At 64.0% G+C, this 9,520-nt stretch carries 10 protein-coding genes; 5 read left to right on the forward strand and 5 right to left on the reverse strand.

What is annotated here, in order from left to right; translation table 11 throughout:
- Nucleotides 1-312 precede the first annotated feature (312 nt).
- From RDN59_RS10100 to RDN59_RS10110, 3 genes are read left to right on the forward strand one after another with little or no spacing between them, the layout of a single operon-like run.
- Complete coding sequence (locus RDN59_RS10100) at nt 313-1,260, forward strand: L-lactate dehydrogenase (RefSeq protein ID WP_070517759.1); 948 nt, start codon at nt 313-315, stop codon at nt 1,258-1,260.
- The gene (locus RDN59_RS10105) at nt 1,260-1,964 is read left to right on the forward strand and encodes a glycerophosphodiester phosphodiesterase family protein (RefSeq protein ID WP_308607727.1); all 705 of its coding nucleotides are present in this window, start codon (nt 1,260-1,262) and stop codon (nt 1,962-1,964) included. Before RDN59_RS10100 ends, RDN59_RS10105 begins: the two co-directional genes overlap by 1 nt.
- 21 nt (nt 1,965-1,985) lie before the next feature.
- Nucleotides 1,986-2,915 carry a DUF5926 family protein gene (locus tag RDN59_RS10110; RefSeq protein WP_308607728.1) on the forward strand — a complete coding sequence of 310 codons (930 nt, stop codon included), beginning with the start codon at nt 1,986-1,988 and terminating at the stop codon, nt 2,913-2,915.
- A 104-nt stretch (nt 2,916-3,019) separates the two neighbouring features.
- On the opposite strand, the gene RDN59_RS10115 is transcribed toward RDN59_RS10110, so the two are convergent.
- The 3 genes from RDN59_RS10115 to RDN59_RS10125 all read right to left on the reverse strand — a co-directional run bounded on the left by RDN59_RS10115 (nt 3,020) and on the right by RDN59_RS10125 (nt 6,343).
- Entirely contained in the window at nt 3,020-4,411 is a 1,392-nt protein-coding gene (locus RDN59_RS10115; protein ID WP_308607729.1) for an LCP family protein, read from the reverse strand.
- A 91-nt stretch (nt 4,412-4,502) separates the two neighbouring features.
- Nucleotides 4,503-5,201, reverse strand: coding sequence for a CPBP family intramembrane glutamic endopeptidase (locus RDN59_RS10120; protein ID WP_308607730.1), 699 nt, complete (start codon nt 5,199-5,201; stop codon nt 4,503-4,505).
- Nucleotides 5,198-6,343 carry an amidase gene (locus RDN59_RS10125; RefSeq protein ID WP_308607731.1) on the reverse strand — a complete coding sequence of 382 codons (1,146 nt, stop codon included), beginning with the start codon at nt 6,341-6,343 and terminating at the stop codon, nt 5,198-5,200. Before RDN59_RS10125 ends, RDN59_RS10120 begins: the two co-directional genes overlap by 4 nt.
- 33 nt (nt 6,344-6,376) lie before the next feature.
- Here RDN59_RS10125 and pheA point away from each other — a divergent pair, with 33 nt between their 5' ends.
- Nucleotides 6,377-7,288, forward strand: a complete 912-nt coding sequence (gene pheA, locus RDN59_RS10130; protein WP_308607732.1) for a prephenate dehydratase — start codon at nt 6,377-6,379, stop codon at nt 7,286-7,288.
- 11 nt (nt 7,289-7,299) lie between these two features.
- Nucleotides 7,300-7,947 (forward strand): histidine phosphatase family protein, encoded by a 648-nt coding sequence (locus tag RDN59_RS10135; RefSeq protein ID WP_308607733.1) that lies wholly within the window; start codon nt 7,300-7,302, stop codon nt 7,945-7,947.
- A gap of 23 nt (nt 7,948-7,970) precedes the next feature.
- On the opposite strand, the gene RDN59_RS10140 is transcribed toward RDN59_RS10135, so the two are convergent.
- Both RDN59_RS10140 and RDN59_RS10145 read right to left on the reverse strand, forming a co-directional pair.
- Nucleotides 7,971-8,318, reverse strand: coding sequence for a metallopeptidase family protein (locus tag RDN59_RS10140; RefSeq protein WP_070682213.1), 348 nt, complete (start codon nt 8,316-8,318; stop codon nt 7,971-7,973).
- Between the two features lie 29 nt (nt 8,319-8,347).
- On the reverse strand, nt 8,348-9,457 hold the full coding sequence (locus RDN59_RS10145; protein ID WP_308607734.1) for a septum formation family protein: 1,110 nt from the start codon (nt 9,455-9,457) through the stop codon (nt 8,348-8,350).
- Nucleotides 9,458-9,520 lie beyond the last annotated feature (63 nt).

The raw sequence follows: 9,520 nt of genomic DNA on the forward strand, positions 1-9,520 counted from the left end.
CCTCCGCGCCGAAGATCCCGGGCCACATATTCTGCGGCAGGCGCCGCCGGCCGGTCATGCGCATGCCGGGCGTGAGATCGCTGATGAGTTCCAGGGAAAAGATTGCAGCCTGAAGGCCCTTCTGAGCGGTTGTCAGTGCGATGCGGCGTGCGAGTTGACGCATGGTGGCCATTGAACCAGCTTTAGCGCGGGCGCGCAGGGAAGACTCAAACCGTGCACGATCGGACATGAAAATGTGAGATCGGACTACTTATCCTGTGAATTCGGGCGCATAACGAGCAAAATTCGGACATTAGGGGCACAATAGGGGACATGGGAAATCATGTTGGAAACAAAGTAGTACTCATCGGCGCTGGCGACGTTGGAGTTGCTTACGCCTACGCTCTGGTCAACCAGGGCACTGTTGACCACCTGGCCATCATCGACATCGACGAAAAGAAGCTCGAAGGCAACGTCATGGACCTCAACCATGGCGTCGTTTGGGCCCCGTCCCGTACCCGCGTGACCAAGGGCACCTACGAAGACTGCAAGGACGCCTCCATGGTCGTCATCTGTGCCGGTGCTGCGCAGAAGCCTGGTGAGACCCGCCTGCAGCTCGTGGACAAGAACGTCAATATCATGAACTCCATCGTGGCGGACGTCATGAAGAATGACTTCGACGGCATCTTCCTGGTCGCTTCCAACCCGGTGGACTTGCTGACCTATGCAGTGTGGAAGGCCTCGGGCTTCCCGCACGAGCGCGTCATCGGCTCCGGTACCGTCCTGGATTCGGCCCGCTACCGCTACATGCTCTCTGAGATGGATGACGTGGCTCCGACCTCCGTCCACGCCTACATCATCGGTGAGCACGGTGACTCCGAGCTGCCGGTCGTCTCCTCCGCCAACATCGCAGGTGTCTCCCTGTCCCACCGTTCTGAGAAGGACCCGGGCTACAACGAGCGCATCGAGAAGATCTTCGAGGACACCCGCGACGCCGCCTACCACATCATCGATGCCAAGGGCTCCACCTCCTACGGCATCGGCATGGCCCTGGCCCGCATCACCCGCGCAGTCATCCAGAACCAGGCCGTTGCGCTGCCGGTCTCTGCCTACCTGCAGGGCGAGTACGGCCACGAGGATGTCTTCATCGGCACCCCGGCCATCGTTGACCGCTCCGGCGTCAACCGCGTTATCGAGCTGGCCCTCGATGACCACGAGAAGGAGCGCTTTGAGAACTCCTTCAACACGCTCAACACCATCAAGGAAGAAATCTTCGGCTAGTGAAGATCGTCGCCCACAGGGGATACTCCGGGAAATATCCGGAGCTATCCTCTCTTGCCTTTGAGAAAGCGCTCGAGCTTCCCATTCACGGTATCGAGTGCGATATCCGCCTGAGCAGCGATGGCAAGGTGGTGGTTCACCACGACCCCACCCTGGACCGCACCACGAACGGCTCAGGGCGAGTGTCTCGCATGCCCTGGGAGGAGCTTCGCCGCCTGAAGATTGGTGGCGGCCAGCGCATGCTGCTTCTCGACGAGCTCCTTGAGATGCTCGGGGATAAGAAGCACCACCTCTACATTGAGACCAAGCACCCCTCGGGGCAGGGCGACATCCTTGAAGAACAGATGGTGCTGCGGCTGCGCTACGCAGGACTTCTCGACGACCCCCGGATCCACATGATTTCCTTTTCCCACCGGGCTATTCGTCGAATGGCGGCGCTTGCCCCGCACGTCGACCGCATCTACCTGCGCCGCGATTGGGAGCGCCACTTCAACCTCCCAGATATCCTGTTATCGCAGCCCACGGGCTTAGGCATGTCGTTGTTGCGCGGCAAGCTCCAACCAGGTGCCATTGGCGCGCACGGCTTGCCCACCTACATGTGGACCATCGATAAACCCGAGGATATGAAGTGGGCATGGGCCAACGGGGTGGATATTCTCGCCACGAACCAACCGGAAGTGGCCCTGCATGCCATTGAGCTGTAATGAACAGGTAAGTTGTTCAGTATGGCCAAGAAGAAAAAGAAGAACGAACAGCTGCCGGAGGGCATGTCCCGCCGCCAAGCTAAGCTCGCTGCCCGCGCCGCCGAGCGCGCTGCCCTGGAAAAGGATCCCCGCCCCTTCGGTGGGCTCGTCGCTGAGGCTAGCCTCGTCGCCCTGCAGGAATTTGTTCCTTCCGCAACGGCGAAGCTGTCCGTCAAGGGCTTTGACAAGGACGTTTACGTCGCTACCGTGCTGCCCGGTGCTACCGCGGCGCTCATTCGTGATGAGGAATCCGGTGGTGAGGCCTTCGTGGGCCTGCAGGTGCAGTCCCACACGCACAACCCGGGCCGTGACCTGGCTTTCGCCCTGAACTGGGTGAAGAACAACGCGCCGGGCTCCACCCTTGAGTCCACCGCCGCCGATGGCTCCCAGCCGGAGCTCAAGGAGCTGCTGGAGGAGGACGCCGAGCTCGACATCAACGTCTACCAGGACTTCGCATGGTGGATGCCGGAGGGCGCGCAGGTCCCGCCGCAGATGGCGCAGGCTCTGCAGCGCGCCAACGATTCCGTCATCGAGTCCTACCAGGTAGGCCAGGAGGCTGAGGGCTTTATTGGTACCGCTTTCTGGGCTAACGCCGGTGGCGGCAAGGCCCACATCCGCTGGGTCCGCCCGTGCGATGACGAGAATGCTTTCCTCAATGCGCTGGCACGCGTGGCTGCTCGCGGTGAGCTCAACCTGGGCGAGAACACCAAGTTCGCCGGTGTCTTCCGTACCCACGGCCTGATCGCCCCGGTCTTTGACCTCGACCCTGAGGTCGCGCACGACTCCTACGAGGCCGAGCTGTCTCGCGTGAACAAGGCGCTGGAGGAAGAGATCTCCAACGACGCTAACCTCGACGCCGATGAGCGCAAGCAGCTGCAGAACATCAAGTCCCGTCAGGTGACGTTGCGCTAGTACCTTGGTGCCTTCGCCCCGAGGCGTGGGTACGAAACGATCAAATAAGGCTCCAAAACCTTGTGGTTTTGGAGCCTTATTTGATCGAAACGACCGGCCGAGTCTTAGCGCAGGGAGTCCCAGAGGGCTTGGGCCTCGGCGTCATCCCAGAGGACAACATTGCCCACGACCGTGTCCTGGAAGCCGCCGATCGGCACAGTCTTTGTCTCCACGCCCGAGGCCATTGACAGCGCCACGCGGGCAAGGTGCCAGACGTGGTCCTTCTCGTTGACGATGAAGGAATCTGCGGTGTGGTTGACCAAGGAGACGGCCTTGAAGGGGTTGCCGATGGTGGAGAAGGACGTTGCCTTATCCAACAGCGCGGCGAAGAACTCGCGCTGGCGCTCGACGCGGTCCAAGTCACCCATCGCGGTAGCGCGAGTGCGCACGTAGCCGAGGGCATCCGGGCCCCGGAGCTTCTGGCATCCCGCCTGAAGGTCGATGCCGGCGAGCGGATCGTTGATGGGCTCCTTGACGCAAATCTCCACGCCGCCGACGGAATCCACCACGTTGGCTAAGCCACCCATGCCGATCTCCGCATAGTGATCGATGTGGAGGCCGGTGGCTTGTTCCACGGTGTGGGTCAGCAGCTGCGGCCCACCGTAGGTGAAGGCGGCGTTGACCTTGTCCATACCGAAGCCGGGCACATCGACGTAGCTATCGCGCGGAATGGAGACCAGCTGGGCCTTTCCGGATGTGGGAATGTGCAGAAGCATGATGGTGTCGGTGCGGCCAACTCCTACGTCACCGCCGGTGCCCAGCTCGGCCTGCTGTTCTTCGGTCAGGCCTTGGCGTGAGTCCGAGCCCACCAGCAGCCAGTTCGTCCCGGAGGTCTGTGCTACCTGCTCGGTGGGCAGGGCGTCGATGCGGGTCAGACGCGAATCCGTCCACAAGGTGAAGGCCACCATGAAGACGAGGGCGATGACGATGAGCCAGCCCAGGCAACCGAAGACCTGCTTGGCCGGGTTGACCTTCTTGCGGCGGCTATGCGGGCGCCGAGCAGGACGCCCGCGGGACGCAGTCTGTGGGGAGTAGCTGCGCGGCGGTGCGTCGGGGCTTCGCCGGTATGCGCCGACGGCAGGTTCCCGGGCGGGCATGCTCTGCCGGGGCGCCGGGCGCGGCGATGCCTGCTGAGCCATATAAGCTTCGACGTCGAAGCGAGTTTCCTCCGGACGCGAGCGCTGCGCACCGGGGCGCTGAGAGCGAGAAGAGTGCGTGGGATTAGCTCGCTGCCCGGAGGGGCGGCGACGCACCGGGCGTCCGTAACGATCCCGCAGGGGCTGCCCGTCAGCGCCAAGGACAAACTCACCGGCATCCTGCCCGGCAGCATGCGCACCGCGCGGGCGATCCGGGCCGTGAGGGTGGGCAGGGCCAGTGGCACCCGCGCGGCGGGAATCGCCGTGGGGACCGCCAGCGCGGCGGGAATCGCGCTCTGGATCGCGTCCTTGGTAGGTCATGGGGAACACTGTACCGCGAAATCACTTCCGCCCCACTTTTCACACAGGGCGCGGTCGTGGTCTTTGTGATGCTATGAACTCTGGCCCGTGCTTAAGCACCGAAGAGCAGTGCGTAGCCCACGAAAGCGACGGCGTCGATCAGAAAATGCGCGATGACCAGCGGCCACACCTTTCCCGTGCGGTGGAAGTACCAGCCATAGAGCACACCCATGATGATATTGCCGAAGCCCGCGGAAACACCCTGGTAGAGGTGATAGGAGCCGCGCAGGATGGAGGAAGCAGCCAGCGTTGCGGGCAGGGCCCACCCAGACTGCTTGAGCCTGGTCATGAACCAGTACACCACCACCAGCTCCTCCGCCCACGCGTTGGCGAAGGACTTAATCAGCAGCACCGGGATCTCAATCCACGTATCGAACGCTCCCGGCACGACCTCCTTGGTCCAACCGAAGTGCAGCGCCACGTAATACAGCACCAACCCCGGCAGACCAATGACTGCCGCTAGCGCTGCGCCGTGGACACCATCCCGCCACCGCGGGCGGGGCGGGAAGGAGATTAAATAAAGAGCAAGCGCTCCCCAAGCAAATAACACGGCGGCGCTGCACAGCTGGAAGGCAAGGTCTAGCAGCGTCGTCGCCGACTGCGAAGAGTTGATGGTGACCGATTGCTCGTTGAGCGGGGCGGGATTGAGCAGGGAATCGGTCAGCCGCAGCGCGGCGCGCACGCCCGAGACACCAAAAGTGATGGTGAGGACGATGAGGATTTCCGCGCGCAGGCGTGAGCGCGCGGTCATGGGTGAAGCACCTGGGCGAGGCCGAGAAGGGAGGCGTCGTCAAGCGTGATTGAACCCAACTGCACGCCCACGGGCAGGTGATCGCGCACCGGCCAGGGCACAGAAATAGCGGGCAACTGCGCCACGTTGAACAACGATCCCCACGGCGACCACCGCGTTTGCTCATCAAAGTTGGCCTGGTGCTCCAACTCCAGGAAGTGCCCACGACGGGGCGGATCGAAGGCCAGCATGGGGCTCAAGATGGCGTCGACTTCCCACTCTTGTGCCAGCATTTCCGGCAGCTGCGCGGCGTGGGTGCGGGCCGCGACAAATTCGGAGTCCGTGACGCGGCGGCCCTTCGCGCGGATCCACTCCGCGTAACCCTCCGCGAAGTCAAGGCGGGCCAGCCGGCGGCTAAAGATGTGCTGGAAGGCCTCAAAGGTGCGGGCGGCTTGGGAATAAGGAGTAATGGCAACGGTTTCGAACCCCGCCCCTTCAAAGGTGGCGGTGGCCTCTGCGACCGCGCGCAGCATGTGCGGGGCTACCTCGGCTTGAGCGAAGAGGGGATCCGTCAGCACGCCGATGCGGGCGCGCCGGGCACGCGGGTTAAGGCCGTGCAGAGTTGCGGTATCGGCGATGCTGCGCGTGATGAACCCCTGCACCGAGAGGTCCTCGCCGCCGGGCTTGAACCCGACGACGCCGCAGGCGGCAGCCGGCACGCGAATGGAGCCTCCGCCGTCGGAGGCATGCGCAGCGCGCAGCAGACCCCGCGCCACCTGGACCGCCGCTCCGCCGGAGGAACCGCCCGGCGTATGGCCCGGGTAGAGCGGATTATCCGGGTGCGCCAGGCCGACAGGTTCGGTGTCCACGCGCAGGCCCAGCTCGGGCGCGGCGGATTTGCCGACGACGAGCGCGCCGGCGTCGATAAGCTCCTGCACGAAAGGATCGGTCTCCTCTGCCACGTAGGCGCGCTCGGCATGACCGAGCGTAGTGGGCATGCCGGCGACGTCATTGAGGTCCTTGACCGAGAGAATCCAGCCGCTCAAGCGCCCGTGCGCCTGCGGCCGGCGCTCCAGATCGATGTGCGTGAAACCGTGCTCCTCGGGGCTTAGCCCCGCAAGATCCTCGCGCAGTTTCTCCAGGGTGAACTCGCTAACGTCCATGGCGGCCCAGTCTAGTGGGCTAAGGTTGCCTGCATGAGCACCACCATCGCATTCCTCGGGCCCGCCGGAACCTTCACGGAAGCGGCGATGCAGCACTTCGCCGCAGACTTTGCTTCCCCCGAGGGGCTGCCGGTGAATTCGCCGGCCGAGGCGTTGGCGGCGGTGCGCACAGGTGCGGCGGACTATGCCTGCGTGGCTATCGAAAACTCCGTGGACGGGCCGGTGACAGCCACCTTTGACGCGCTTGCCGACGGCTCCCGGGTCCAGATCTACCGCGAGGTAGACCTGCCAGTGTCCTTCTCTATTCTGGTGCGCCCTGGCACTTCCGCGGAGAATCTTCGCACCTTCTCCACGCACCCCGTGGCCTACCAGCAGGTCCGCGGCTGGTTGGAGCAGAACCTGCCGGACGTGGACTATGTTCCGGCGGCGTCGAACGGCGCGGCGGCGCAGGCCGTGGCGCGCGGGGAGGTCGATGCCGCGGCCGCCCCGGCACGGGCAGCGGAGGTCTTCGGGCTGGATTCTCTTGCGGACAGCGTGGCGGATGTCGCGGGAGCCACGACGCGGTTTGTTCTCGTGGGGCCGGCCGGAAAGCCCACCGAGCGGACCGGCAACGACAGGACGTCCGTCATCTTCACCCTGCCCAATGAGCCCGGCTCCCTGGTCGGGGCCCTGCAGGAATTCGCGCACCGAGGGGTGGACCTCTCCCGCATCGAATCCCGACCGCTGCGCACCGTCTTTGGCAACTACCGCTTCCACGCCGACCTCATCGGGCACATTGAGGACCAGCCGGTGGCAGAGGCTTTGCGGGCACTGTGGCTGCGCGCGGAGGATGTCGTTTTCGTTGGTTCCTGGCCCTCCGCCACGGCACTTGGGGAGGGCCCGCGGGATCTGGCGCGGTTGAAAGAGGCCGATGAATGGGTAGCGCAGGCGCGCACCGGCCAATAGTGTGGTGAAGCATGACCGGAAGAATCATCCTGCTGCGCCACGGCCAGACCTTTTCCAATATTGACCGCATAATGGACACCCGCCCGCCGGGTGCCGAGCTTACAGAGCGCGGCCGCGGCCAGGCGGAGGATGTTGGCCGCGAGCTAGCTGAGCTGTGCGCGGGACGCCGCGTGCGCTTTGTGTGTTCTATTGCCTTGCGCGCCCAGCAGACCGCGATGCTGGCCGCCCGTACATACGGCGAGGCCGCTGATGAGCGCAACGTTCCCGTGGACGTGCGTGTGGGCCTGCACGAGGTCTTTGCCGGTGAGCATGAAATGAGCGGCAGCGAGGACACCCACCGCGAGTACATGGTGGCGCTGCGCGGCTGGCTCGACGGCGATGAGGCTGCCCGGATGCCTGGCGGTGAGAGTTACGTGGATGTGCTCGAGCGCTACCAACCGGTGTTGGAGGATCTCGCTGCGGAGCTGGAGGATGATGAAGACATTGTCGTCGTCAGCCACGGCGCTGCCATCCGCGTGGTCACGAAGCACGCCTGCGGCGTGGACCCCGACTTTGCCTATACCGGATACATGCCGAACTGCCGCTTTACCCTCATGGAGCCGCAGGGGCAGTCTTTTGGCCAGTGGACGCTCAAACGCTGGGCGGATACCGAGGTTTAGTACGTTAGGGCCACGGTAGGCACCTACCCCCAGCCGAGCTCGTGGAGGCGGTCCTCCTCGAAACCGAAGTAGTGTCCGACCTCGTGGAAGACGGTCACCATGACCTCGTGGGCCAGCTCCTCTTCCGAGTTGCTCATGGCCTGCAACGGTTGCCGGTAGATGGAGATGGTATCCGGCAGGTAGCCGGTGTGTGAGGCGGTGCGGTGCGTGAGCATCACGCCCTCGTAGAGGCCCAACAGATCCGGGTTATCCGGGTGTTCCTCCTCGACGAGGATGACGAGATTGCGCATCTGGTCGACGAAGCGATCCGGAATCTTATCCAGGGCCTCACCGACTAGCTCTTCGAAGCGTTCCTCGCTGACCTCGTACACGTGCTTACTCCCTGTGAAATAGTCGGGGTTTATTGGGCCGGTGCCGGCGCAGTCGTGGCGGCAGGAACGGCACTGTCGCCAGCCGGCTGTGCGTTCTCGCCGCCCGGCTGGGCGTTCTGGTCACGCAGCGGGTTGCGCTTCGGCTGCTCGGTGGGTGGGGCACCGTTGATGTTCAGAGAATCTCGTCCCTCCGCAGCGGAGCCGGTAATGGTGGAAAACAGGCCGTCGTTGACGTGGATGAGGGAGCAGTTCACCGAACGGGAGCCGGCTTCCCAGGACTCGCGGCTCATTGCGCCCCAGAAAGGCTGCAGCGTGGATTGGTAGAGGTTTTCCTCGCCGCCTAGGTAGTCCATGGCGTCCTGAGTACACGTTTCGGAGAGGAACTTATCCATGTCCTCGTCGTTGGGGTAACCATCGGGGAATTTCTCGGCCAGGTTAATGACAGATACGGTCTCCATCTGGTGCAGCTCGCTACACGGAACGGTGCTGAGCACTTGGTTCTCGTCCACCTTGCGGCATTCGCCTGGCTTGGCGACGACCGCCTGGTCCACCTCACTGACCTTGCCAGTGGATTCCTGGGGGACGCCGTTGGCGTCGGTGGTTTGCAAGCCGCACAGCAAGGTGCGGTCGCCCTGCTCCCAGGAGGCGGCCGGCGGCAGGATGGAGGCGATGTCGTAGCGGCCGTTGGGATCCCACTTGCCGTTGAGGTAGCTCACCGTGGGGGCTTCGCACAGCTCGTCGCGCAGGGCGTTTTGCCGTGTGATGTCGGGGCGCTTGGCATTGGGGCCGAACTCGCTGGTGGGGTAGGTGCTGAGGTCCTCGCGGGAGGAGACCTCGAAGCGGTGCGGCTTATCGCAGCTGGTCTGCTCGAAGCCGGTGGCAGTGCCGTCTGGGGCGATGTCCCATGTCACGCACGAACCAGCGGAGGCGGTAGTAAAGGATACGATCTCTCCTTCGGAGGGATCGGCGGCCTGACTGCCGTCGGCGTTGGGGGTAGCGGAGCCTTGTGCGGCCGAATCGGTGCCGGTTGGCTCGCCGCTAAAGAGGCCGTAGGACGCCATGAAGGCGGCCGCGGCCACGGCTGCAACGAGGACGACGCGGATGGCGGAGGCGGAGCGCCACGCAGATGAAGTGCTCATAGAACTCTTCATACTACTCCCTTGGCGGCCCTGGCTTCTAGCCCGCCCGGCGCCGTGCGGGAG

The sequence above is a fragment of the uncultured Corynebacterium sp. genome (genome assembly GCF_902489365.1).
Taxonomy (GTDB): Bacteria; Actinomycetota; Actinomycetes; order Mycobacteriales; family Mycobacteriaceae; genus Corynebacterium.

Excerpts from the sequence above, each read along its gene's own strand:
- pheA (WP_308607732.1), top strand. The coding sequence starts at position 6,377 with ATGAGCACCACCATCGCATTCCTCGGGCCCGCCGGAACCTTCACGGAA.
- RDN59_RS10125 (WP_308607731.1), bottom strand. The coding sequence starts at position 6,343 with ATGGACGTTAGCGAGTTCACCCTGGAGAAACTGCGCGAGGATCTTGCG.
- RDN59_RS10100 (WP_070517759.1), top strand. The coding sequence starts at position 313 with ATGGGAAATCATGTTGGAAACAAAGTAGTACTCATCGGCGCTGGCGAC.
- RDN59_RS10135 (WP_308607733.1), top strand. The coding sequence starts at position 7,300 with ATGACCGGAAGAATCATCCTGCTGCGCCACGGCCAGACCTTTTCCAAT.
- RDN59_RS10145 (WP_308607734.1), bottom strand. The coding sequence starts at position 9,457 with ATGAGCACTTCATCTGCGTGGCGCTCCGCCTCCGCCATCCGCGTCGTC.
- RDN59_RS10115 (WP_308607729.1), bottom strand. The coding sequence starts at position 4,411 with ATGACCTACCAAGGACGCGATCCAGAGCGCGATTCCCGCCGCGCTGGC.
- RDN59_RS10110 (WP_308607728.1), top strand. The coding sequence starts at position 1,986 with ATGGCCAAGAAGAAAAAGAAGAACGAACAGCTGCCGGAGGGCATGTCC.
- RDN59_RS10120 (WP_308607730.1), bottom strand. The coding sequence starts at position 5,201 with ATGACCGCGCGCTCACGCCTGCGCGCGGAAATCCTCATCGTCCTCACC.